Genomic DNA, 23,667 nt, shown 5'->3' with positions numbered 1-23,667 from the left:
ATCAGCAAATGGCTTATTGGCATGCTTCACATTCTTCAAAGCCAGCATCGCCTGGGCGCATTGTGCAAACTGGGCCATCAGCCTCTACTGCACCAGTTGCATTTGCAGCAGCTGTCGCATCAGTTCCATTTACGCCACCACCACTCGATACTGAGTTCAATTGACCACTAGCCACGGTTGATTTCTCGACGTGGGTTGCGGCCATCGTGCGGAGGTAATAAGTGGTCTTTAGACCACGCAACCAAGCCAGCTTATAGGTATCGTCCAATTTCTTACCAGATGCACCGCCCATGTAGATATTCAATGACTGAGCCTGGTCAATCCATTTTTGACGACGGGAAGCCGCCTCAACCAACCAACTTGGCTCGACTTCAAAGGCGGTCGCATACAGATCACGCAAATCTTGTGGAATACGATCGATCTTCGATAAAGTGCCATCAAAGTACTTCAAGTCGGCAATCATCACTTCATCCCAAAGACCACGATCCTTCAAATCCCGCACCAAGTACTCGTTTACCACCGTGAACTCACCGGATAGGTTGGACTTCACAAACAAGTTCTGGAATGTTGGCTCGATACAAGCAGAAACACCAATGATGTTGGAGATCGTTGCCGTAGGCGCAATAGCTACGCAATTGGAGTTACGCATACCGTGTTGTTTGATACGGGCACGCAAACCGCTCCAATCCATAGTGGATGAGTTATCCACTTCTACATAACCACCGCGCTCAGCTGCCAATAAGGCCACTGAATCTTGTGGGAGGATGCCACGATCCCATAAAGAGCCTTTATAGGTGCTATAAACACCGCGCTCTTCAGCCAACTCACAAGAAGCTTGATAAGCGTAGTAGCACACTGCTTCCATAGAGGAATCTGCAAACTTCACGGCTGCATCGCTAGCGTAAGGAATACGTTGCATATGCAAGCAATCCTGGAAGCCCATAATGCCCATGCCAACCGGACGGTGCTTCAGATTGGAATTACGTGCCTTAGCAACCGCGTAGTAGTTAATATCGATCACGTTATCGAGCATGCGCATTGCAGTGCGCACAGTTTTCTGGAGCTTCTCGTGATCTAAGACCAATTTACCGCTTGCATCAGTAGTCATATGCGCAGTTAAGTTCACAGAACCCAAGTTACAAACTGCAATCTCTTCCTCATTGGTATTGAGAGTAATTTCAGTACACAGGTTAGATGAGTGAACCACGCCAATATGTTGCTGTGGGCTACGGATGTTGCAAGGATCTTTGAAAGTGATCCATGGGTGACCAGTTTCAAACAACATACCAAGCATCTTGCGCCACAATTGTTGCGCTGGAATTCTGCGGAATGGCTTTAACTCACCACGATCTGCTTTTTGCTCGTAGGCAACATAAGCCTCTTCAAACGCCTTGCCAAACTTATCATGCAAATCTGGAGTATTAGAAGGTGAGAACAAAGTCCAGTCACCGTTTTCCATGACACGCTTCATGAACAAGTCAGGAATCCAGTTAGAAGTATTCATGTCATGGGTACGACGACGGTCATCACCAGTGTTCTTACGCAATTCTAAGAACTCTTCAATATCCAAGTGCCATGTTTCTAAGTAGGCGCAAACTGCACCCTTACGCTTACCGCCTTGGTTCACAGCAACTGCAGTGTCATTCACCACTTTGAGAAATGGCACAACACCTTGCGATTTACCGTTAGTACCTTTGATATGGCTTCCTAGGGCGCGGACGTTAGTCCAATCATTACCCAAGCCACCAGCAAACTTAGATAACAAGGCATTTTCTTTCAACGCTTCGTAGATACCATCAAGATCATCTTCAACAGTTGTCAAATAGCAGCTAGAGAGCTGTGGACGAGTCGTTGCTGAATTAAACAAAGTTGGTGTGCTGGACATGAAATCAAATGTAGAGAGGATTTCATAGAACTCAATTGCACGACGCTCGCGATCCAACTCATTCATTGCCAAGCCCATTGCAACACGCATAAAGAAAGCCTGTGGCATTTCAATACGACGATCTTCAATGTGCAAGAAATAGCGGTCATACAAAGTCTGGAGACCAAGGTAGTTGAACTGCAAATCACGGCTCGCGTTCAATGCAGCAGCCAATTTTGGCAAATCAAAATCACGCATGCGTGGGTCTAACAATTCTGCAGAGATACCTTCATTGATGTACTTAGCAAAGTAGGTGCTGTATTCAGCTTGGGTATCGCCTTGCAATACTTCCTTACCAAAAATTTCCTTACGGATCACGTGCATCAGGATGCGTGCAGTTACTTGACTATATGCAGGATCTTTTTCGATCAAGGTACGTGAAGCCAAAATAGCGGAGTCATAAACTTGCGCCATAGGCACGCCATCGTACAAGTTCTTGATAGTTTCAGTAATGATTGGGCTTGCATCAATGTGATTGCCCAGGCCTTCACATGCGGCTTCAATCACAGTGCGCAAAGCTGCCATATCGAGATACTTCTCAACGCCGTTATCAGTCACCTTAATGCCGGATTCACCAGCTTGATGAGCCGCTTGCGTTTCTTGATTGATTTCTTGTTGGGCAGCACGCTCTTGATTGCGCTTCTCGCGATAAAGAACATAGGCACGGGCAACGTTGTGCTCACCACTACGCATCAAAGCCAATTCAACTTGGTCTTGAATATCTTCAATGTGGAAAGTACCGCCATTAGGACGGCTACGCAATAGAGCGCGCACTACGGCATGAGTTAATTGCTCAACTTGCTCGCGCACGCGTGCTGATGCCGCACCCTGACCACCATTAACCGCCAAAAATGCTTTAGTTACCGCAATCGCAATCTTAGATGGCTCAAAAGCTACCACTGAGCCATTACGGCGAATAATTTTGTAGTCAGATAACTGGGTAGCTTGGGCTCCACCAACACCGCCAGCTACAAAGCTAGCAGAAGGGGTCTGATTAATCGCCCCCGCAGGACTCATTCCTGGGTTATTTGCTCCCGGTGTTTGACCTGCCGTCGGTGGATTTGCGTATGTCATGTTATTCCTACGTCTCTATATAGTTATTTGGACAAAATATCGTTAAAAAACAATGGTGTATTGCTGGATTCAAACACTACATCTAGTGTCTCGAAGGGCATTAGGTACTAAGTATAGGGAAATATTTACCCTTTGGTAAGCTTTTTCTAACAAAAATTCATAAGTATTTTTACTAAGGAATCCAATGATATTGGGGGCAATTTGGTGCATGATTTTTAGTCCTTTTAGGCAAAGGCTAAAAAAGTAAGCGTACGCTTACATACTTAAAACAGACTAGCGAGAAGCAATCCCATAAGGAAGGTTTTTGGTAGAGACGCCTGTCTCATTTTGGAACTTTTTCCAATCAAAAAAGATTCCTGGGTCGGTTTTTCTATCGGGCGCGATATCGCTGTGTCCTGCAAATTGAAGATGGGGATAACTTACTTCTAATTTTTTTATTAGGCCTGCCAAAGTTTTGTACTGAACTTCTTCAAAGGGCGTATCTCCATCGCCCTCCAACTCAATGCCAATAGAAAAGTCATTACACTTTTCCCTACCCAAAAATGAAGAGACTCCAGCATGCCAAGCCTTGTTTCGGGTTGAAACAAACTGAATCAACTCACCAGAGCGGGTAATCAGAAAGTGACTAGACACTTTTTGCTCGGCAATTTCCGCAAAATAAGGATGCGCATTTGGATCAAGCTTATTTTGGAAAAAATCCACGATGTAAGAGCTACAGTCTTGGGATTTAAATTGTCCCGGCGGCAAACTAATGTGATGCATGACCACAAGATCTGGTTGGGTGCTATCTGGTCTCACATCTTGATGCGGTGAAGTACGCCATTGAGTAGAACCAATCCAACCTTCTACATCCAGTGAATTAAGATGCTCATGAGAGCAATAAAAACGTTGCTCATGAGCGATTGCTTCAGATTTTGGAAGGTGTACTTTGCAATGCTGACAAGGCACCATGATCTCGGGCTCAAAGGTCTTGTGAGCTTTATCTGGCTTAGGGTTCGCTGCAGCTGCCTGATTTGCCTTGATTCGCTTTTTACCCTTTATCCAGAGATAAAAAAGATATGCGCCAGCAAATAAAAGAAGCCACTTAAACAAGGATCATGCTCGCTGAAGAATCACTTCCAATACAAAACGGCTACCAACATAAGCGAGTAATAGGGCAACATAGGCACTCAAGACCAAACGAATTGCGAGTCTACCTCTGAGCCCGACTCTCCAACGGGCAATAATTAATCCAGCAAATAGAAGCCAAGACACTACGGCAAAAATTGTTTTGTGGTCCCAAACAAACGGTTTACCAAACAATGCTTGAGAAAATAATAGCCCCGAAAATACAGTGAGCGTCAGCAGACCAAAACCAACATACAACAGGTTAAATAAGAGACTTTCAATAGTCATCAAAGGTGGTAGATCATCCAGCCAAAAAGCCACGCGGCTATTGGGCAGGATCCCAAGCTGTTGATGTAAGGCGCGGTCATAGGCACTCATTAACATTGCTTGCATTGCCGCCAAACTTAATAAGCCCACAGAAACAGTTGCCACAATAAAGTGCGCCTTAAACCAAGGATCTGAAACAGCCTCTGGAGAAATCAAGGTACCCGGGAAAAAGAGCGGCAGCAAGGAACAAAATAAAGCAAATAAAACCGACATCCAGAGCAAACTAGCGATTGGTAAAAACCAAGATTGGAACCAATAAAATGCCAAGCCTACCCAGGCAGTCAGGGATAAATCTTGGGCAAAGCCAAATACAAAGCCTTCTGGCGTGAAAACGGATTCATGAATCTGAATACCATGCACTACCAGTAATGCAAATATCAGCGCTCTCACCAGTAAAGATGACTGAGAGGATTGGCTCTCTCTTTTCTTGGACCTTAAGCCCAAAAAGATCAACAGAATCAAATAGCACAGGGGGATAAGGGCGTCGAGACTTAAGTAATCTAAAATGTTCATCATCAAAGTCTAATCGATAAATGCTACAAAACCTTACCGACCGCCTATCTCGCGTTGTTAAAACCATGCGGGGTCAAGCCCGCCTAACGGAAGAAAACACTGCAGAAATGCTGCGGGAGATCCGTTTGGCCTTATTAGAAGCCGACGTAGCCCTCCCCGTTGTCAAATCTCTCCTGGAACAAATTAAATTTAAAGCCCTTGGCGAGGAAGTGGTTGGAAGCCTCAGCCCTGGTCAGGCGCTCGTTGGCGTAGTTCAGCGCGAACTAGCCCAAGTCATGAGGGGCGATGTTCAGCAAAGCGGTGAACTCAATTTAGCCACTCAACCGCCCGCCGTGATTTTGATGGCAGGCTTGCAGGGTGCTGGTAAGACTACCTCCGTCGGTAAGCTAGCCAAATGGCTCCAAGAAAAAAAGAAAAAGAAAGTTCTCACCGTTTCTTGCGACGTATACCGCCCTGCTGCTATCGAACAGTTAGAAACGGTTACCAAACAAGTTGGTGCAGAATTTTTCTCCAGCAATATCAATCAAAAACCAAATGACATTGCAACTGCTGCACTCGATTGGGCACGCCGTCATTATTTTGACGTAGTCATTGTTGATACAGCAGGACGCCTGGGCATTGATGAGGCACTCATGCAAGAAATCAAAACTTTGCATGCGAGCTTACATCCGATCGAGACCTTATTTGTGGTGGATGCCATGCTTGGTCAAGATGCCGTCAATACTGCTAAAGCATTCCATGAAGCGCTCCCACTTACCGGCGTCATCCTCACTAAGTTAGATGGTGACTCACGCGGCGGTGCAGCCCTCTCTGTTCGTCAGGTGACTGGTGTGCCACTCAAATTTATTGGGGTGGCAGAAAAGATGGATGGCCTAGAAGCCTTTGATGCTGAGCGGATGGCTAACCGCATCCTTGGTATGGGCGATATCCTGGCCTTGGTTGAGCAAGCCCAGCAACACGTGGATGTTGCTAAAGCAGAAAAATTAGCTAGCAAGATTTCTAAAGGCGGCTTTGATCTCGAGGATTTTCGTGATCAACTTCTGCAAATGCAAAAGATGGGTGGTATGGCTAGCTTGATGGACAAACTCCCAACTCAAGTAGCTCAAGCGGCAACCAAAACCAATCTGAGTAACGCCGATAAACAAACCAAGCGGATGCGTGGAATCATCGACAGTATGACTCCGCGTGAGCGCAGTAAACCTGAGTTACTCAAAGCGAGTCGCAAACGGCGTATTGCTGCAGGTGCTGGCGTAGAGGTGCAAGAAGTAAACCGTCTACTTGCTCAGTTTGAGCAAATGCAAACCATGATGAAGCAATTCAAAGGCGGGAAGATGGCGCGCACCATGGCAACGATGGCTGCTAAAGGCGCCGCCAAGGGTATCGGCGGGCTCTTCAAAAAATAAATCACTAACTAAAGTGAATTAACTGAACTCTTTGCCGCTTGAACCGCAGTAATTACTTTCTCTTTGATTTGCGCTAGTGGGATATTTTGTGATTCCGCATCAGTACGCCCTTTGAATTCCACTTGAGAATCTGCCAAGCCACGATCACCAATAACAACGCGGAATGGCGCGCCAATCAATTCCCAGTCAGCAAACATTGCACCCGGACGCTCATTACGATCATCCAAAATCACATCGATCCCAGCCGTAAGCAATTCATCATGCAACTGATCGCATGCTACTTTTACTTGTTCAGATTTCTCGTAACCCATTGGGCAAATCACGACTTCAAATGGCGCCATCGAGATCGGCCAAATAATGCCGCGCTCATCGTGACCTTGTTCAATTGCAGCGCCAAGCAATCGAGTAACGCCGATACCGTAACAACCCATCACCATCTGCCGTGCTTTACCTTGTTGATCCAAGTATGTACAACCCATAGCTTCGGAATAACGAGTGCCCAACTGGAAAATGTGACCGACTTCAATGCCGCGGCAGATATCAACAACACCTTTACCGTCAGGCGAAGGATCGCCAATGACCGCATTACGAATATCTAAGACGAGTGGCTCTGGTAAATCACGGCCCCAGTTCACCCCAGTTAAATGGTGGCCAGCCTCGTTTGCGCCACAGACAAAGTCAGCCATATTGGCAACCGTACGATCTGCGACCACTGTGACATCAGCACTGACGCCAACTGGACCCAAGTAGCCGGCAGGTGTATTACAAGCTTGTTTAATTTCTGCTTCAGTAGCAAAGCGAGATTCGGCCATCCCTGGAATCTTGCTTGCCTTCACTTCATTAAGCTCATGGTCCCCACGCACTAACAACATAAAGAGTTTGGCTGGACCTTTTTCTTGATCAGCAGAAAACAATAAAGTCTTGACCGTCTTTTCTAATGGAAGCTTAAGAAACTGGGCAACATCAGCACAAGTACTCTTATTCGGTGTTGGAACCTTATTCAATGCAGTACTTGCAGCAGCACGCTGAGCAATCAATGCAAGGGATTCTGCTGCCTCTAGGTTGGCTGCGTAATCTGAACTCGGGCAATAGACAATAGCATCTTCACCGGTATCAGCAATCACATGAAACTCTTGACTACCGGAGCCACCAATCGCGCCGTTATCTGCTGTCACCGCACGGAACTTGAGTCCCATTCGCTTAAAGATACGGGTATAAGCATCAAACATGATTTGATAGGACTTCTTTAAGCCTTCAGCATCTCGATCAAATGAGTAAGCGTCTTTCATGCTGAACTCACGACCACGCATGATTCCAAAACGTGGGCGACGCTCATCGCGGAACTTCGTTTGTATTTGATAGAAGTTGACTGGTAACTGCTTGTAACTCTTGATCTCGTTGCGAGCTAAATCGGTAATAACTTCTTCCGAGGTTGGCTGAATTAAAAAATCGCGATCGTGACGATCTTTAATACGGAGCAACTCAGGCCCCATCTTCTCCCATCGACCAGTCTCTTGCCATAATTCAGCAGGCTGAATCATTGGCATTAGCAATTCGATTGCGCCAGCACGATTCATTTCTTCGCGAATGATATTTTCAACCTTGCGGATCACTTTTAATCCCAGCGGCAAGTAGTTGTAAATACCGGCACTCAGCTTGCGAATTAAACCTGCTCGCACCATGAGCTTATGCGAAACCACCTCAGCGTCAGAGGGGGCTTCTTTTAGCGTGGCGAGAAATGATTGTGATGCTTTCATGTATGGATATAATCAAATCATTGATTTTAAAGGATTTGGGGCACGATCATGCTTGACCGTGAAGGGTATAGACCCAATGTCGGCATTGTCCTCCTTAACAGCCGTAACGAGGTTTTCTGGGGAAAACGCGTTGGGCAGCATTCGTGGCAGTTCCCGCAGGGCGGAATAGCGCATGGCGAGAGTCCTGAACAGGCAATGTACCGCGAATTGCATGAAGAGGTTGGCTTGCTACCGGAACATGTCCAGATTATTGGACGAACCAGGGACTGGCTTCGTTACGACGTCCCTGAGGAGTATTTACGTCGTCAACATGCCACCCGCGTTCACCGTGCCGCCTACCGTGGTCAAAAACAAATCTGGTTTCTACTTCGTCTAGTTGGCTTAGATAGCGATATTCAATTAAGAGCTACGGAACATCCTGAATTTGATGCTTGGCGCTGGGTTCCATTTTGGATTCAGCTTGATGCTGTTATTGGTTTTAAACGCGAAGTTTATCAACTGGCTTTATCTGAGCTTGCCCGCTATCTTGCTAAAGGAGTCCGCATGCAACAATTAGCCTGGGGAACGCCTTTAGATCTCCTACAATCTTTTTACTCCAAGGGCGACGAGATTCATCAAGAGTCTACTAAATCGGATAAGCAAAAATAATGAGTTCTTTCTTTCGCACCCTTAGCCAATATGTCTCTTGTATTTGTGTTGCCTTAACTTTACTGGCCTGTGCTGGTGATCCCATACAAAGCGGTCTTGATCCTTTCGCACCGATGGTGTTTAAAGAAGGTACGACCAAAATGCCCCTGAACCCGCCCAATCCATCAACTCTGCTCCCTTTTTACGTGTCACAACACACTATTTTTAAATTTGCGGTCGACACCGACTCGATTTTGATTGGTGCCGATGGCGTAACTCGCTACATTGTTGTGATGACAAATCCCAGCGGTGGTCAACAAGCACAATATGAGGGCATCCGTTGTGATTCATTCCAATGGCGCCTATATGGCAACTTGGAAAATAATGCTTGGAGAGAAAACCCACTTTCTAGTTGGAGAGGGATCCAAAACAATGTTCCCAATCGCTACCAAGCGGCTTTAGCGCAAGGTGCATTTTGCAATTTCAACTCGCAAGAAAAGAATACCAAGACTATTCTTCAATCTCTAAATCCCAATGGATTCACAGGTGGCACCAAGCCAACCAACTCATTTGGTATTCAATAAAGTGGCAATGCAGTTTATTTAGGGCTTAGGCAAGTACCAATTTTCTCGCCAGCTAGAAGGCGTGTTAACACCTCTGGCTCACGACCTGAAGCAATCACCGTAGATGCGCCAGTTTGGACTGCAATTTTTGCCGCTAATACTTTAGTCAGCATGCCGCCTTTACTAAGCTCACTTGCAGCCCCACCCGCCATTTTTTCTAGGGCAGGATCGCCAGCAATCGCATCGATCAAGAGGGTTGCATCCGGATTTTGACGAGGATCAGCGGTAAATAAACCACCCTGATCAGTGAGAATCACTAAGAGGTCTGCATGCACTAGGTTTGTCACCAAGGCAGCGAGACTATCGTTATCACCAAATTTAATTTCGTCAGTAACGACGGTGTCATTCTCATTGATGATAGGCACTACACCTAATTTCAACAAGGTGTCTAGGGTACCTTTTGCATTCGCATTACGTTCAGTATGGGCTAAGTCTGCGTTGGTAAGTAAAACCTGGGCACTACGCAAATTAAAGCGTGCAAAACAGCTCTCATATACCTGCACTAAACCCATTTGACCAACCGCAGCAGCAGCCTGTAATTGATGAATTTCTTGTGGACGCTTAGGCCAACCCAAACGCTGCATACCTTCAGCAATCGCGCCCGAGCTCACCATTAAAACTTCATGACCAGCCTCTAATAAACCCGCAATTTGTTCTGCCCACATGCCAATAGCAACATGATCTAAGCCCTCACCATTATTTGTGACTAGGCTAGATCCAACTTTGACAACGATACGTTTAGTTTGTTTAAGGTTCATAGCAAATGAAGATGCTCAATTAACTTTTAATCTGGAGTTTTATCTTTGTCTTGCGCTTGATCTTGATAGCGTGGGTCTGCTGCGCGCTCCTCAGCATCATCACGATCACGACGTACAGAATCCAAATAATCTTGCAGGGAATAACAAAGCTTGTCGCAACCCAGCCCAGTTAAAGCAGATATCTCAAATACAGGACCTTTCCACTTAAACTTTTTGACAAAGTCAGCAACAACTTTTTGACGATCCTCTTCAGGAATCATGTCGACCTTGTTTAAGACCAACCAGCGTGGCTTTTCAACCAAAGCCTCATCGTATTTACGTAATTCATTTACGATCGCCTTGGCATCCGCTACTGGATCTACATTCTCATCAAATGGGGCTAGATCAACTAGGTGCAAGAGAACTCCAGTACGTTGCAAGTGACGTAAGAAACGATGGCCTAGGCCTGCACCCTCTGCCGCACCCTCAATTAACCCAGGAATATCTGCGATCACAAAGCTCCGCTCATTACCGACACGCACTACACCCAAATTAGGATGAAGCGTTGTGAATGGATAGTCCGCAATTTTTGGGCGCGCATTGGATACGGCGGTAATTAAAGTAGACTTACCAGCATTTGGCATGCCCAACAAACCCACATCAGCCAATACTTTTAATTCGAGTTTGAGTTTGCGACGTTCACCAGGCTTGCCATTGGTCTTTTGACGTGGCGCTCTATTTGTACTGCTCTTAAAGTGAATATTGCCCCAACCACCAACACCACCTTGTGCCAAACACAAACGCTCACCATGAGTTGTTAAGTCTGCAATCGGCTCACCGGTTTCATAGTCAGAAATGATGGTGCCTACTGGCATGCGCAATTCAATATCATCACCTGCACGACCATAGCAATCAGCGCCTCGGCCTGGCTCACCATTTTTTGCAGTATGTGTTTTAGCGTAGCGGTAATCAATCAAGGTATTGATATTTCGATCAGCCGTTGCCCAAACGCTCCCGCCCTCACCACCATCACCGCCATCGGGTCCGCCAAATTCAATAAACTTTTCGCGGCGCATGGAAGCACTCCCGGCGCCACCCTGGCCAGCTATGACTTCAATACGAGCTTCGTCTATAAATTTCATGAATAAAAAAGGCCTCGCTTAGCGAGGCCTGTTCCTAAGAGTTAAATTCGGAATGAATCTGAATCAAACGAGTCTCAGTCAGGCGCCTTATAAACGAGGCAAAACTGAAACTTGGGCCTTCTTCAAAGCACCCTTAACGCCAAATTCCACTTGACCGTCAATTAAGGCGAACAAAGTGTGATCTTTACCAATACCAACGTTAGCACCTGGATGAACACGTGTGCCACGTTGACGAATAATGATGCTGCCAGCATTAATATGCTCGCCGCCAAATACCTTAACGCCTAAGCGTTTCGATTCCGAGTCGCGACCATTTCGTGTTGAGCCGCCGCCTTTTTTCTGTGCCATATCTTTCTCCTACCCTGAATTAGGCTTTAATCGTATTGATCAAAATTTCAGTGAAATTCTGACGATGGCCTTGGTGCTTTTGATAATGCTTGCGACGGCGCATCTTAAAGATTGTCACTTTATCGTGACGTCCTTGGGAGACGACAGTGGCCATCACAGCTGCACCATTAACCATTGGATCACCTAACTTCAGTGAAGCGCCTTCGCCAACGGCGAGGACTTGGTCAAGAGTGATTTCGCTGCCGATTTCCGCTGGTATCTGTTCTATTTTCAATTTTTCGCCTGCGGCAACTTTATACTGTTTGCCACCGGTTTTTATGACCGCGTACATGGTTTGAAACCTCAATTAATATTTAACATTTAAGCTAATCCACCCTGGATAAGCTAAGCCGATTATTATATCTTGCATGACCAGCACTGTCAAAATCAATGAGTTAAGCCAAATCCTGGCCCCTATTTCCTTAGAATTCAAGGACTTAGACGGGGTGATTCGTGAGCGTTTAGCCTCAAAAGTAGCCTTAATTGACCAAATTTCGGCTTATATCATTCAGGCTGGCGGCAAACGCGTGCGGCCTGCGCTCTTGATGTTGGTTGCTAAAGCTCTTAGCAATGGCAAAGTATCTCCTCATACCCAAGAAATGGCTGCTGTAGTTGAATTCATCCATACTGCCACCCTCTTACATGACGATGTAGTCGATGAATCCACGCTGAGAAGGGGTCGTGAGACAGCAAATACCGCTTTTGGCAACGCCGCTAGCGTATTAGTGGGCGATTTTTTATATTCCAGAGCCTTTCAGATGATGGTCAAGCCAAACGATCTGCGGGTGATGCAAATTCTGTCAGACGCAACCAATACGATTGCTGAAGGAGAGGTGCTGCAACTCCTGAATATGAATGACCCTGAAGTTGACGAAGCGAGCTACCTACAAGTCATTCGCTACAAAACTGCCAAATTGTTTGAGGCTTCTACTGAGCTTGGCGCCATTTTGGCAAATGCCACAGACGTTCAACGTGAACAAGCAGCAGCATTTGGGCGGCACATTGGCACTGCATTCCAGTTGATGGATGATCTTTTAGATTACACAGCCAATGCCTCACAGATGGGGAAAAACGCTGGCGATGATTTGCGCGAAGGTAAGCCCACTTTACCGCTTATCTATCTGCTAGAAAATGGCAGCAATGAAGAACGTTTATTGGTCCGCGCAGCGGTGGAGCAAAACCAAGATTTACCTGATGATGTATTTGCACAAATTCTGAACGCAGTGCAAAGTTCTGGTGCGCTTGATTACACCCAGGCCGCAGCAAAGCGTGAAGCAGATTTGGCTTTGGACTGCATTCAGGATTTTCCAGCGAACGAGGCGACATCTGCACTGCAAGCCCTCTGCGAATATTCGCTCTCGCGCCAGACCTAAAAACGCTTAATTTCCAACGCTTTTCATTCTAAGTTCACGCGCTGTAATGCGCGCCTGTTCAGCTTCATCTCTCAATCTTTCAACTTCTTGCTTAGATAACTTTTCCAGATTGGAATAGTCCAATTTCCAACTAGGATCCACCGACCAAACGAGGGGTGATTGCATCGTGGTTCGAGCTGCAGGAGCAGACTCCAATAGGCGCAGTGCTAATTCAAAATTGAGAATCTGAGACTCGGGATCCTTGGGTTTTGCAGCGGCATTTCCTAATGGGAAATCGCTAAACAAAAATCTGGGAACGCCACAATACTCAACAATATCTTTTGCTGCACCCATCACTACTGTTGAAATACCTGCTGCCTCCAGATATCTCGCCAATAAACTTTGGCTCTGATGGCAGACAGGACAATTCGGAATCAAAACAGCGATCTCAACATGATCTGCACGCAACATGTCCAAAATGATTGGGGCGTCTATCTCGAAAGTATGACGTTGACTGCGATTAGTAGGTAAACCATAAAAATGGGGAGAAAGTGCTTGGATCCTGCCCGCCTTTACAGCCTGCTGAGCTGCTGACAATGGAAACCAACAAGGCATATCTTCCATATTGGCATTTTTACGATCAATACCGACATGCGCAATTCTTAAATCGATATCGCCATCTATTGAATGTTGATAGGGCTGATAAAACTTTGCTGCCGCGTTATAAGGGGCACCAGGACCTTGATTCCCTTTGCTAGCATCAAAGGGTACTGCGGTAGTAATTAAACCCAAAATAGATTGATTGAGGGGTTTCTTGAGCGGCGTAAATGGCGCATCAATATAGTGAGCCCACACATAGGGATTCTCGTATCCCAAACCCAAATAATAGCTACGGGTGCGTTCCATGTAACGAACGGGCTGATCTAATTCTGGTGCAAAAACGAGCTCAGAAGTCTTAGACATCAACTCACCCCTGTAAGATATTGATTATCAAATATTTAATTCATAGGAACTCATTATGGCTCAATGGCTCAAATTTCAACATCAAGGTAAAAGTGGTTTAGGACAAGTACAGGGTGATCAAATTGCGGTGTACTCAGGCGACTTGTTTCAAAACCCAAAACCGACTGGCGAAACCGTGAAATTGGCCGATGTCACCATTGACATCCCATGCACCCCATCCAAGATGGTTGCCATGGTGGATAACTTTCATGCGCTCGTAACTAAGCTTGAGCACGCCGTACCTGCCGAGCCGCTGTATTTCCTCAAAGGCAATAATTCCTTTCTGGCTACCAATCAAGTGATTCGCGCTCCCAAGTCCTATTCAGGAAAAGTAGTTTATGAGGGAGAACTTGGTATCGTGATTGGTAAGCGCATCCATGAAGCAGATGAGGCTGAGGCAGCAAAAGCGATTTTTGGTTACACCTGTATTAACGATGTCACTGCCATTGAGATTCTGAATCGTGATCCTGGTTATGCACAGTGGACCCGCTCCAAGAGCTTCAACACTTTTGGTGTCTTTGGCCCTTACATCACTACCGATGTTGACCCAAGCAAATTAACTATCAAAACTATTCTCAATGATCAAGAGCGTCAGAATTACCCAATATCAGACATGATCTTCCCACCAGCCAAATTGGTAAGCCTAATTTCCCAAGATGTGCCTTTAGAGGCAGGTGACATCATTGCATGCGGCACTTCAGTAGGCGTTGGCTCCATGAAACCTGGTAGCAATGTCAGCATCATCATTGATGGCGTGGGTCGACTCGATAATCGCTTCGAATAGTTGACTCTCTACAAGACAAAAACCCTTGCTATGTTAAGTAGCAAGGGTTTTTTATTTACTGAAAGAGTTAAAAGTTTTTAGTAACCTGATACCGATGGCAATGCCAAGCTACCTTTAGAGGTCTGCACGTTTTCATCCAAATATTTCGTTAAAGCAAATACCGTATTCAAACAAGGTGTAGGTGTCTGAGTAATCTTGCCTAACTCAATTACTGAGCCCAAGAGTGCATCGATTTCTAAACTACGACCAGCCTCCAAGTCCTGCAACATTGAAGTCTTATGCTTGCCCACCTTCTCAGCACCCGCAATGCGACGCTCGATATCCACGCGGAAAGTAACACCGAGTTTTTCAGCAATCGTTTGTGCTTCAGCCATCATGCTGCGCGCTAATTCTTTGGTTAATGGATATTGGCAAATGCCTTCCAAAGTGCCGTGAGTCAATGAGCTGATTGGATTGAATGTCATATTGCCCCACAGCTTGAGCCAAATTTCGGAACGGATATCCTCCAAAATGGGCGACTTAAAGCTAGCTGCACCCATCATCTCAGACATCTTCTGAATACGTTCAGTTACCTTACCATCCAGCTCGCCCAATGGGAAACGATTGCCTTCTACGTGACGAATCACACCCGGAGCTTGAGTAAAAGTTGCTGGATACACAACACAACCAATGATGTTGTTTGGATTAATGGCCTTCTTTGCTTGACCGCCAGCATCGACTGTTTCAACAGAATGGTCTTGAAATTCGCCACCCAGTTTTTGGAAATACCACCAAGGAATTCCGTTTTGCATCGGGATCAAAATCGTTTCTGGGCCCATGATCGCAGCTAAGTCATCAATAATCGGCTCAACTTGATGGGCCTTCACTGCCAAGATCACAACATCTGGTGTTTCAGCATCTCTAATTTTTTCTACTGCTTTTACTTCTGCCACTAAAGGCTCAGGTTGGTCATCCATAATTAATGCCAAGCCACGCTCTTTAATTGCCGCTAAAGTTGCACCGCGCGCAACAACCGTTACATCATTACCCGATCGCGCCAACATGACAGCTAGGTAACCGCCAATGGCGCCACCTCCTCCGATCACACAGATTTTCATAGGAACCCCAGAAGAATAGAAAATTTAGTATTACTGTCATATTAGAGGAGAACATTTTGGGCTACAACACATTTGAGTGCCTAATTTTTAGGCAATACTGAAGCTAAACTGCCTTTAAGAGGTCTTTGGGTACTAGACTACCCAAAATCATGCCAGCAATACTGGCCAGTAAGCCGGCCAACTGAGGCGGCATGATGGCATTAGGGGCCAAGATTTCACAGCTAATCCAAATAGTCAGGCCGCCAACCACGGCCAATAGACCGCCCAAAGAATTAGCCTTAGACCAATAGACCCCGAAGGCAAGGGGCACAAAAGCTGCCACTAGAGTCACCTTGTAAGCGCTCTCCACCATCTTAAAAATAGACAACTCAGAATTCACTGCAAAGAAAGTGACTATTACGGCAAAACACAACACTGTGATTCGCATGATTTTTAGTAAATCTTGATCGGATAGATGCTTGAAAAAGCCTCTCACAATATTTTCTGCAAAGGTCACTGAAGGTGCCAATAGAGTTGCACTGGCGCAACTCTTAATTGCCGAGAGTAAAGCGCCAAAGAACATCACCTGTGCAACGATGGGGACATGATTCAGAATCAGTTTTGGCAAAATCATTTGTGGATCGGTATCTAAGTATTCTTTTACCAAATCAGGATTAATCAAGGTCGCCGAATAGGCCAAGTACATCGGTACAAAAGCAAAAATAAAGTAAAGCACACCACCGAGAATGGCAGCATTGACGGCAATGTTGACGTTCTTACTCGAGGTAATACGCTGGAAAACATCTTGCTGTGGAATGGAGCCTAGCATCATGGTGCAAAGCGCTGCAACAAACCCGAGAATGGATGCCAAATTCATCTCCGGCCAGAAATTACTAAATTGCCCCGCTGCAGCAGCATGTTCAATGACTACGCTAAAACCACCTGTTTGCGCTGTCATCTCGCCGCCGATGTACAGCATGCCAATCACAATAATGATCATCTGAATAAAGTCGGTAATGGCTACTGACCACATGCCGCCGAAGAGGGTGTAGATCAAAACGCTGGCAGCACCAATCATCATGCCACCTGTTTGAGAAATGCTGCCCTCAGACACCACGTTAAAAACTAAACCCAAGGCTTTAATCTGAGCAGCAACCCAACCCAAATACGAAACAACGATACAAAGGGTTACCAAGACCTCTACAGTGCGACCATATTTTTCCCGAAAGAAATCGCCAATGGTGAGCATGCGACGGTTGTAGAGATGTCGCGCAAAAAAGAGGCCAACCAAAATCAAACAAAGAGAGGAGCCAAATGGATCAGAGACAACGCCCCCCAAGCCTTCTTTCAAAAAGGTGGCAGGAATGCCTAAAACTGTCTCGGATCCAAACCAGGTAGCAAAAACAGTGGCCGTCACAATTGGCATTGGAAGGCTATGACCTGCTGCTGCAAAGTCCGCAGTATTTTTTACGCGCAATGCAGCCCATAGGCCGATGCCAACCGATATAACCCAGTAAATGATGACGAACCAAATCAGCACGCCTGATTTCTCCTTGCAGAATTTGGTGAAATTATATGGCTATGTCACTTTTGTTACTAAGGAAATAAGTCCCAATTCAGGGCAAGTTCGTCTGACATAATTGACGGGTGCAATCACCTAAATCTAACCCTATCGAGAATCTAGATATTGATCTAGCCTACCAAAAAGCCATTTTGGGCTCGGTATCGCGAACCTTTGCGCTCACTATCCCCTTGCTACCACCAGAGATGGAAAAGGTCGTTGGCAATACCTACCTGCTTTGCCGCATTGTCGATACGATTGAAGATGCCGCAGACCTCAGCCCAGAGACTAAGCAAACATTATCTAAATTATTTCTCGATGCTGTTCTGGATAAATTACCGGTACAGTTATTTGTCGATCCCTGTCTCCAAGAGTTAAAGGGCTATGACAATCAAGATGAGCTTGATTTAATTACGCATACCCCAACCGTCCTCAGAATTTTGCATACTTGCTCTAGTGCAGATCAAGTGGCAGTGAGTCACTGCATTTCCATCATGTCTGAAGGCATGTCGCATTTTCATGGGAAGCAAACTGAATCAGGTTTAAGGGATCTGCAAGAGTTTGAGAAATATTGCTATGTGGTCGCTGGAGTTGTTGGCGAACTCCTGACAAGCATCTTTAGTAATCACTCTGCTAAGTTTGCAATAAATATTCAGGGACATGAGGCCCTCTCGGTTGCTTTTGGTCAAGCTCTGCAAATGACTAACATTCTCAAAGACTCGCCCGAGGACAATGCACGAGGCGTCTCATGGAAGCCAGGCAATATGACTCAAGTTGAGCTGCTCAAGATTGCGTATCAAAAACTTCAAGATTCGATGAGTTACATTCTTCTAATTCCAAAGGAAGAGGCTGGGGTAAGACGCTTTTGTTTTTTAGCTTTTGGCTTAGCAGTGATGACACTCTCCAAAATAGCTGCTCGTAAACAATTTGATCACAAAGATGAAGTAAAGCTTTCTAGAAAAACAGTAATGGCTTTTTATGCTTTTACCAAAGTAGCTGTTGGTAGCGATGCCCTCATGAAGCTCTTTTTTCATAATGCATCAAGCCCACTTAGAAAAGCCCTTTAAAACTTAAAGCACTCCCTCGTGCTTTAAAAGCCATATTTTTATTTGGCGAAAAAGACCTGGTGAATTTTCTTTCATAAATCCGCCAATACCTTGCGCGGAAACGACGCGATGACAGGGTGTGATCAAAGGAAAAGGGTTGGCGCCACATGCAGTGCCCACCGCACGGGGACCACTCTTGATAACGCTAGCTACCTCACCATAGGTTTTTGCCTTTCCGGCCGGTATCTCCCGAATCTGTTGCCATACCTTTTGCTGGTGAACAGTACCCATAGGCTTCATAGGTAAATCAAATTGGAACTGTGGGTCCTTAAAGTAGGCTGTACATTGCTTAGCCACCTCCTTAGCCAGCTCATTCTGAGGCTTTGATAAAGCGGCTTTAGCTGGCAGGTAGTCGATCTTCGATAGCATGAGACTACCATCGACTAATTCAGTCAAAATCCCCAATTTTCCAAAAGGGGCGTCGATGACGCAATAACGCGCACTTTCTGAAAGAGGTAATTTTTTAGAGGAGGGCATGGGGATAATTCTCACATAATTCGGTAAGGCAGATTACAAGCCTTTCTACCCTAGCTATAGCTTGTGAATATGGCTTGTGAAAGCCTACTTTGCTATATTGAATCATCCTTAATTTTTGCAGGCAAACACCATGGACAATTTTTTTGACGATTGGCCCCTTTATAGCCAGGCTGCCTTAGTCCTATTTTTGCTCGCGCTTTCTGGCTTCTTTTCGATGGCTGAAACTAGTATGTTGTCATCGAACCGCCATCGCTTACGCGCCATGGCCAATAGCGGTAATGCAGGCGCCGCTCTAGCAGAAAGACTTCTCAAGCGAATTGATTCCCTTTTATCAGTCCTACTGATATCCAACAATCTCATCAATACCATCCTCCCTATTCTGGTAACTGGTATTGCTCTCCATCTATTTGGTGATAGTGGACTGGTTCTATCAATTGCCACTCTGGTAGTTGCATTATTGATCATCATCTTTAGCGAAATTACTCCCAAGGTCATTGGCGCCGCCTTTCCCGAAAAGATTGCCTCTAATGTCGGCTGGCTCATTCTGCCGCTGACTTTCTTATTAAAGCCCTTGCTCTGGCTGATTAACAGTTTTGTTTCTGGTTTGATGAAGGTTTCTGGCCTGCAATCATCCTCAGATAGTAGAACGATGAGCAAAGAAGAGTTGCGTAGCTTGGTTTTGGAATCCAATCGCTTTGTTTCTAATCACCATCGCAATATTTTGCTCAACCTATTTAACCTAGAGAACATCACAGTGGATGATGTCATGACACCAAGGTCAAAAATAGAAATTTTGGATCTTGCTAGACCCATTGATGAAGTAGTTCAGCAATTAGAAACTTGTTATCACAACAAATTACCGGTTTGCGATGGCGACTCCGAAAGAATTGTAGGCATCCTATCAGTTAAGAAAGCCTTGTCTTTGTTGGGTGATTCAGACCTAAAGCATGAGGACTTTAGATCCTTGGTTAATGAGCCTTACTTCATACCGAGCGGTACACCGGTATTACAGCAGATGCAATTTTTCCAAGACAACCAGCAACGCTTAAGTCTAGTAGTGAATGAGTATGGCGAGGTTCTTGGTCTAGTTACCTTTGAGGATATTGTGGAGGAGCTCATTGGCGAATTTACAACCTCATTCTCCAGCCTCTCAACCGATCCGCGCTGGCTTTCAGACGGAACCTATCTGGCTAGTGGCGGAGCATCCTTACGAGACCTCAATCGTCTTTTGAATTTGAATCTACCGCTCGATGGGCCACGAACTTTAAATGGACTAATTTTAGAAAACCTTGAAGCGATTCCTGACCACGATGTCAGTATCAAAATTGCTGGCATTGTCATGGAAATCGTACAGTTTGATGATCAAGGAGTGAAGACTGTCAAACTCTATCGTCCTACCCTCAATCAAGATCAAGATTGAACCTTTCTCAAGATGACTCACTCATTATTCGCACCTGGTATGAAATCGCAGCAAATGCACTTCACGCCAGGGCTAGTGACATTCACATTGAAGCGTGCGCCCTAGGAACTCAAGTTCGCATTCGAGTGGATGGCTTACTCCAAGCTCAGTCACAATACCCTGCCGAACTGCATGAGCGTCTCATTACGCGCATCAAGATATTGGCGCGTTTAGATATTGCAGAAAAACGCATTCCTCAAGATGGTCGTCTCTGCATTGGCTTAGATTTTTCAAAACCCACCATTGATTGTCGCGTCTCAATACTTCCAACCCTTCATGGTGAAAAAGCAGTTATTCGCATCCTTCCCAATCGTCTTGAGGAACTCTCCCTAGAGCAAACGGGTTTACTACCTGAGCAACTGCATATTTTTCAAAAAGCGATTGCAAGACCTAATGGCTTAATACTGGTAACGGGCCCGACAGGCAGCGGCAAAACGCGTACGCTTTATAGCTGCCTGCACGCACTCAATCAAAGCCATCGCAACCTTTGTTCGATTGAGGATCCCATCGAAATCCGTCTCCCTGGCGTTAATCAAGTGGCGTATCACCCACGCGCAGGCCTTGATTTTCCAGTCATTATCAAAGCACTCCTCAGACAAGATCCTGATGTCATCATGATTGGAGAGATTCGGGATGGTGCTACTGCGGCACTTGCAATTCAGGCTGCACAAACAGGACATCTTGTTTTAAGCACCTTACACACGCGCGATGCCAGAGCTGCACTCACTAGACTCAAAAGTCTCGGGATAGATCAAGAATCGCTTGAATCTTGTTTGCAAAGTGTCAGCTCTCAGCGTTTAGTTCGAACACTCTGCCGTGAATGTAAAAACTGCACTGCAGGCAATATCTCTGAAGTTTGTAGAGTTTGTAAGGGCATTGGTTACTTTGGTCGCATCGGAGTACATGAGGTTCTAGGTCGTCAGCAATTATTTGACCCATCCTTGCCCTACCTCAATATGGCTGAAGCTGGATTACATCATGTCAAAAAGGGGAACATTGATCAAGCCACCTTAGATACTGAGGTATGTACATGGCACTAAACAAGCAATCGCAATTAGATTTCGCTCAGCAATTACTGACCTTGTTTAATGCTGGGCTAGCCCTCTTGAATGCCATTGAACTCATTCAGTCTTCAGCGCCTAAGGACTGGCAGCATTGGCTCAGGGATGTACAGGCTCATTTAAAGAAAGGTAACAGTTTTTCTCAAAGCCTCATGGCACAACACAATCTGTTTTCGATGGAGTTCATTAATCTGATCCGTGTGAGTGAACGTACAGGAGATATTGAGCTTGCACTCAAGACTATTTGCCAACAACTAGAAGCTCAAATTGAATTAAGGCGCAAAGTACAACAAGCACTAAGCTACCCCATCATTACCTTAAGCAGCTCGCTTCTATTGGTCATCGTCATGATGATTTGGGTAGTGCCAGTATTTAAAGATGTCTTTGGTCACTTTCAAGCAGAATTACCGCCGCCGACCAAAGCACTCATTCAAATATCGTCCATCATGAATCATTTCTTTATAGAAATCTGTGCCTGCCTTCTTACTAGCACTCTCATCTGCTTACTTGCTTGGATAAAATCTATTTACTTACAAAAAATGTGTGACCAATGGAGCTTTCGGATACCGCTATTGGGCAAATTGCTTCGCTTGGCTGCCCTGACTTACTGGTGTCGAACTCTGGGCCATCTTCTAGAGTCAGGTTTACCACTCCCTGATGCGCTACGCGTCACCGCGCAATCCTCTAATCACTGGCTCAGTCATGATCTCAGTGCAGAAGTTTTTAAACACCTGACCCGAGGCTGGCCATTAGGTGCGTCCTTGAAAAAGGCTGATCCAAAACATTCTTTTTTCGATACTGAGACTTTGCAATTGCTTCATATTGGAGCAGAAAGTGGCTTTCTTGCACAGATGCTAAGTAAGCGCGCCAACACTTTAGGCTCTCAACTCAGCGGCAGCCTCAATAGTCTTAGCCAGACTCTAGAGCCCTTGCTCATCATGCTAATTGGCATCATCATTGGTGGACTAGTCATTATTCTGTATCTACCAATATTTAATTTAGGGCAAATCGTTTAATGCATGCTTTAACGATGATTGATTTAGTTCGCATCTTGCTGATCTTGGCTTTGGTATATCTAGCCTATATCGATCTGCGAACTTTTCGCCTACCTGATGCCATGACTATTCCCATGATTGCCGCTGGCTTAGTCTTTAATTACTTTCCAAATTTAGGATTGACCAGCTTTCCAAATGCGATTGCAGGTACATTCCTTGGATATGCATTTTTATGGGGGCTCAACTTCATTTATAGATGGGCTAAAAAGCAAAATGGGGTCGGCATGGGCGATGCAAAACTACTAGCTGCACTTGGAGCATGGTTTGGTCTCAGCGCTTTACCAGGAATTTTATTAGTGGCATCCATCAGCGGCCTGCTTGGGGGGCTCATCTGGCTTCGATACCAAAAGCAATCTATTCGCTCAGCATTTCCTTTTGGACCATTCCTGGCTGTTGCTGGCATCATTGAGTTGTTATGGCCACAGATCCTCCAAACATGGTTTCTGAACAATCCGGTTTAAGCGGACTCAAGGGGCGCATTCCCCTGATCGGTCTAACCGGAGGCATTGGCTCAGGCAAAACTGCAGTCAGCGATTTACTGGGCAGCTTAGGAGCAGGGATTGTGGATACGGATCTCATAGCCCATGAGATCACCTCGCCAAAGGGAGTGGCAATAGAAGCTATAAAGGAACAATTCGGCGCCGACTATCTTGATGCAGACGGGGCATTAAAGAGGGGCAAGATGCGCGCCCTAGTCTTTGCCAAGCCTGAGGCGAGAAAGAACTTAGAGGCGATTACCCACCCCCTGATCCGCCTGGAAACTATCAAGCAAGCCAAGCGATTAGCTGCTGAAGGAGTGCCCTACTTAGTCTTTGTCGTTCCTCTCCTGCTTGAATCAGGCTCTTGGCAAGGACTGATTGACCAGTTAGTGGTGGTGGACTGCCCTGAAGAAGTCCAAATTACCAGAGTGATGCAGCGCAGCAATTTACCCCGGGCAGAGGTGGAAAAAATTATGCAGACTCAAGCAGCCAGAAAAGATCGTCTTGCTAGTGCGGATATCGTTATTGAGAATCAAGCTAGCTTTGAGAAGTTGAAAGCTGAAGCAAACCATTTGCACGAAAAAATCCTACAGATTAAGTAAGAACAGCTCAGTTCGTCATAGAATATGGGCTT

General features: G+C 45.6%; 22 protein-coding genes and 1 pseudogene. 11 read left to right on the top strand and 12 right to left on the bottom strand.

All coding sequences use genetic code 11. From position 1 onward, the window contains the following. Positions 1–13: 13 nt before the first annotated feature. The 3 genes from ICN21_RS05395 to ICN21_RS05385 all read right to left on the bottom strand — a co-directional run bounded on the left by ICN21_RS05395 (position 14) and on the right by ICN21_RS05385 (position 4,945). On the bottom strand, positions 14–2,941 hold the full coding sequence (locus tag ICN21_RS05395) for a ribonucleoside-diphosphate reductase subunit alpha (protein ID WP_370624062.1): 2,928 nt from the start codon (positions 2,939–2,941) through the stop codon (positions 14–16). Positions 2,942–3,271: 330 nt separating this feature from the next. Further along, complete coding sequence (gene ampD / locus ICN21_RS05390; protein WP_255534220.1) at positions 3,272–4,090, bottom strand: 1,6-anhydro-N-acetylmuramyl-L-alanine amidase AmpD; 819 nt, start codon at positions 4,088–4,090, stop codon at positions 3,272–3,274. Between the two features lie 3 nt (positions 4,091–4,093). Next, entirely contained in the window at positions 4,094–4,945 is an 852-nt protein-coding gene (locus tag ICN21_RS05385) for an inner membrane protein YpjD (protein WP_215297250.1), read from the bottom strand. A 20-nt stretch (positions 4,946–4,965) separates the two neighbouring features. Between ICN21_RS05385 and ffh the strand changes: the two genes are divergently transcribed. After that, on the top strand, positions 4,966–6,348 hold the full coding sequence (gene ffh, locus ICN21_RS05380) for a signal recognition particle protein (protein WP_216177254.1): 1,383 nt from the start codon (positions 4,966–4,968) through the stop codon (positions 6,346–6,348). An 8-nt stretch (positions 6,349–6,356) separates the two neighbouring features. On the opposite strand, the gene ICN21_RS05375 is transcribed toward ffh, so the two are convergent. Continuing rightward, positions 6,357–8,105 (bottom strand): proline--tRNA ligase, encoded by a 1,749-nt coding sequence (locus ICN21_RS05375; RefSeq protein ID WP_216177252.1) that lies wholly within the window; start codon positions 8,103–8,105, stop codon positions 6,357–6,359. Between the two features lie 48 nt (positions 8,106–8,153). Here ICN21_RS05375 and ICN21_RS05370 point away from each other — a divergent pair, with 48 nt between their 5' ends. Both ICN21_RS05370 and ICN21_RS05365 read left to right on the top strand, forming a co-directional pair. Further along, complete coding sequence (locus ICN21_RS05370) at positions 8,154–8,753, top strand: RNA pyrophosphohydrolase (protein ID WP_215296226.1); 600 nt, start codon at positions 8,154–8,156, stop codon at positions 8,751–8,753. Then, the gene (locus ICN21_RS05365; protein WP_216177250.1) at positions 8,753–9,316 is read left to right on the top strand and encodes a CNP1-like family protein; all 564 of its coding nucleotides are present in this window, start codon (positions 8,753–8,755) and stop codon (positions 9,314–9,316) included. Before ICN21_RS05370 ends, ICN21_RS05365 begins: the two co-directional genes overlap by 1 nt. 26 nt (positions 9,317–9,342) lie before the next feature. Here ICN21_RS05365 and proB read toward each other — a convergent pair. From proB to rplU, 4 genes and pseudogenes are all read right to left on the bottom strand, one after another. After that, a pseudogene (gene proB, locus ICN21_RS05360) lies at positions 9,343–10,113 on the bottom strand (glutamate 5-kinase); the annotation flags it as partial. Between the two features lie 26 nt (positions 10,114–10,139). Then, positions 10,140–11,234: an Obg family GTPase CgtA gene (gene cgtA / locus ICN21_RS05355; RefSeq protein WP_216177245.1), complete on the bottom strand. Its 1,095-nt coding sequence runs from the start codon at positions 11,232–11,234 to the stop codon at positions 10,140–10,142. Positions 11,235–11,321: 87 nt separating this feature from the next. Further along, the gene (gene rpmA / locus ICN21_RS05350) at positions 11,322–11,582 is read right to left on the bottom strand and encodes a 50S ribosomal protein L27 (protein WP_216177243.1); all 261 of its coding nucleotides are present in this window, start codon (positions 11,580–11,582) and stop codon (positions 11,322–11,324) included. Between the two features lie 19 nt (positions 11,583–11,601). Next, a complete protein-coding gene (gene rplU / locus ICN21_RS05345) occupies positions 11,602–11,913 on the bottom strand; it encodes a 50S ribosomal protein L21 (RefSeq protein WP_215296220.1) in 312 nt (103 codons plus the stop codon). Positions 11,914–11,989: 76 nt separating this feature from the next. Here rplU and ICN21_RS05340 point away from each other — a divergent pair, with 76 nt between their 5' ends. After that, complete coding sequence (locus ICN21_RS05340; protein ID WP_216177240.1) at positions 11,990–12,994, top strand: polyprenyl synthetase family protein; 1,005 nt, start codon at positions 11,990–11,992, stop codon at positions 12,992–12,994. Positions 12,995–13,000: 6 nt separating this feature from the next. Here the strand turns inward: ICN21_RS05340 and ICN21_RS05335 are convergent, their stop codons facing one another. Beyond that, on the bottom strand, positions 13,001–13,936 hold the full coding sequence (locus tag ICN21_RS05335) for a hypothetical protein (protein ID WP_216177238.1): 936 nt from the start codon (positions 13,934–13,936) through the stop codon (positions 13,001–13,003). Between the two features lie 55 nt (positions 13,937–13,991). On the opposite strand from ICN21_RS05335, the gene ICN21_RS05330 reads away from it, so the two are divergent. After that, the gene (locus ICN21_RS05330; protein ID WP_216177235.1) at positions 13,992–14,759 is read left to right on the top strand and encodes a fumarylacetoacetate hydrolase family protein; all 768 of its coding nucleotides are present in this window, start codon (positions 13,992–13,994) and stop codon (positions 14,757–14,759) included. A gap of 77 nt (positions 14,760–14,836) precedes the next feature. Here ICN21_RS05330 and ICN21_RS05325 read toward each other — a convergent pair whose 3' ends face one another. Further along, entirely contained in the window at positions 14,837–15,856 is a 1,020-nt protein-coding gene (locus tag ICN21_RS05325; protein ID WP_216177232.1) for a 2-dehydropantoate 2-reductase, read from the bottom strand. A gap of 103 nt (positions 15,857–15,959) precedes the next feature. Then, positions 15,960–17,375 carry a sodium:solute symporter family protein gene (locus ICN21_RS05320; RefSeq protein WP_215296215.1) on the bottom strand — a complete coding sequence of 472 codons (1,416 nt, stop codon included), beginning with the start codon at positions 17,373–17,375 and terminating at the stop codon, positions 15,960–15,962. 107 nt (positions 17,376–17,482) lie between these two features. On the opposite strand from ICN21_RS05320, the gene ICN21_RS05315 reads away from it, so the two are divergent. Then, positions 17,483–18,463 (top strand): squalene/phytoene synthase family protein, encoded by a 981-nt coding sequence (locus ICN21_RS05315; RefSeq protein WP_215319544.1) that lies wholly within the window; start codon positions 17,483–17,485, stop codon positions 18,461–18,463. 3 nt (positions 18,464–18,466) lie between these two features. On the opposite strand, the gene ICN21_RS05310 is transcribed toward ICN21_RS05315, so the two are convergent. Then, positions 18,467–18,979, bottom strand: a complete 513-nt coding sequence (locus tag ICN21_RS05310; RefSeq protein WP_216177228.1) for a methylated-DNA--[protein]-cysteine S-methyltransferase — start codon at positions 18,977–18,979, stop codon at positions 18,467–18,469. 130 nt (positions 18,980–19,109) lie between these two features. On the opposite strand from ICN21_RS05310, the gene ICN21_RS05305 reads away from it, so the two are divergent. The 5 genes from ICN21_RS05305 to coaE are packed head-to-tail and all read left to right on the top strand — an operon-like array spanning position 19,110 to position 23,635. Continuing rightward, the gene (locus tag ICN21_RS05305) at positions 19,110–20,399 is read left to right on the top strand and encodes an HlyC/CorC family transporter (RefSeq protein ID WP_216177225.1); all 1,290 of its coding nucleotides are present in this window, start codon (positions 19,110–19,112) and stop codon (positions 20,397–20,399) included. Beyond that, positions 20,396–21,478: a GspE/PulE family protein gene (locus tag ICN21_RS05300; protein ID WP_216177222.1), complete on the top strand. Its 1,083-nt coding sequence runs from the start codon at positions 20,396–20,398 to the stop codon at positions 21,476–21,478. Before ICN21_RS05305 ends, ICN21_RS05300 begins: the two co-directional genes overlap by 4 nt. Continuing rightward, entirely contained in the window at positions 21,469–22,515 is a 1,047-nt protein-coding gene (locus ICN21_RS05295) for a type II secretion system F family protein (protein WP_216177219.1), read from the top strand. The genes ICN21_RS05300 and ICN21_RS05295 overlap by 10 nt, the downstream gene beginning before the upstream one ends. After that, positions 22,515–23,015 carry an A24 family peptidase gene (locus ICN21_RS05290; protein WP_216177216.1) on the top strand — a complete coding sequence of 167 codons (501 nt, stop codon included), beginning with the start codon at positions 22,515–22,517 and terminating at the stop codon, positions 23,013–23,015. Before ICN21_RS05295 ends, ICN21_RS05290 begins: the two co-directional genes overlap by 1 nt. Next, entirely contained in the window at positions 22,991–23,635 is a 645-nt protein-coding gene (gene coaE, locus ICN21_RS05285; RefSeq protein ID WP_216861660.1) for a dephospho-CoA kinase, read from the top strand. Before ICN21_RS05290 ends, coaE begins: the two co-directional genes overlap by 25 nt. Positions 23,636–23,667 lie beyond the last annotated feature (32 nt).

This window comes from Polynucleobacter sp. AP-Feld-500C-C5 (assembly GCF_018882265.1).
Classification (GTDB): Bacteria; Pseudomonadota; Gammaproteobacteria; order Burkholderiales; family Burkholderiaceae; genus Polynucleobacter.
Note: the sequence above shows the minus strand (reverse complement) of the source record. Positions and strands in the feature narration are given on the sequence as shown.

Excerpts from the sequence above, each read along its gene's own strand:
- ICN21_RS05395 (WP_370624062.1), bottom strand. The coding sequence starts at position 2,941 with ATGAGTCCTGCGGGGGCGATTAATCAGACCCCTTCTGCTAGCTTTGTA.
- ICN21_RS05385 (WP_215297250.1), bottom strand. The coding sequence starts at position 4,945 with ATGAACATTTTAGATTACTTAAGTCTCGACGCCCTTATCCCCCTGTGC.
- ffh (WP_216177254.1), top strand. The coding sequence starts at position 4,966 with ATGCTACAAAACCTTACCGACCGCCTATCTCGCGTTGTTAAAACCATG.
- ICN21_RS05375 (WP_216177252.1), bottom strand. The coding sequence starts at position 8,105 with ATGAAAGCATCACAATCATTTCTCGCCACGCTAAAAGAAGCCCCCTCT.
- ICN21_RS05370 (WP_215296226.1), top strand. The coding sequence starts at position 8,154 with ATGCTTGACCGTGAAGGGTATAGACCCAATGTCGGCATTGTCCTCCTT.
- ICN21_RS05365 (WP_216177250.1), top strand. The coding sequence starts at position 8,753 with ATGAGTTCTTTCTTTCGCACCCTTAGCCAATATGTCTCTTGTATTTGT.
- cgtA (WP_216177245.1), bottom strand. The coding sequence starts at position 11,234 with ATGAAATTTATAGACGAAGCTCGTATTGAAGTCATAGCTGGCCAGGGT.
- rpmA (WP_216177243.1), bottom strand. The coding sequence starts at position 11,582 with ATGGCACAGAAAAAAGGCGGCGGCTCAACACGAAATGGTCGCGACTCG.
- rplU (WP_215296220.1), bottom strand. The coding sequence starts at position 11,913 with ATGTACGCGGTCATAAAAACCGGTGGCAAACAGTATAAAGTTGCCGCA.
- ICN21_RS05340 (WP_216177240.1), top strand. The coding sequence starts at position 11,990 with ATGACCAGCACTGTCAAAATCAATGAGTTAAGCCAAATCCTGGCCCCT.
- ICN21_RS05335 (WP_216177238.1), bottom strand. The coding sequence starts at position 13,936 with ATGTCTAAGACTTCTGAGCTCGTTTTTGCACCAGAATTAGATCAGCCC.
- ICN21_RS05330 (WP_216177235.1), top strand. The coding sequence starts at position 13,992 with ATGGCTCAATGGCTCAAATTTCAACATCAAGGTAAAAGTGGTTTAGGA.
- ICN21_RS05325 (WP_216177232.1), bottom strand. The coding sequence starts at position 15,856 with ATGAAAATCTGTGTGATCGGAGGAGGTGGCGCCATTGGCGGTTACCTA.
- ICN21_RS05310 (WP_216177228.1), bottom strand. The coding sequence starts at position 18,979 with ATGCCCTCCTCTAAAAAATTACCTCTTTCAGAAAGTGCGCGTTATTGC.
- ICN21_RS05305 (WP_216177225.1), top strand. The coding sequence starts at position 19,110 with ATGGACAATTTTTTTGACGATTGGCCCCTTTATAGCCAGGCTGCCTTA.
- ICN21_RS05295 (WP_216177219.1), top strand. The coding sequence starts at position 21,469 with ATGGCACTAAACAAGCAATCGCAATTAGATTTCGCTCAGCAATTACTG.
- ICN21_RS05290 (WP_216177216.1), top strand. The coding sequence starts at position 22,515 with ATGCATGCTTTAACGATGATTGATTTAGTTCGCATCTTGCTGATCTTG.
- coaE (WP_216861660.1), top strand. The coding sequence starts at position 22,991 with ATGGTTTCTGAACAATCCGGTTTAAGCGGACTCAAGGGGCGCATTCCC.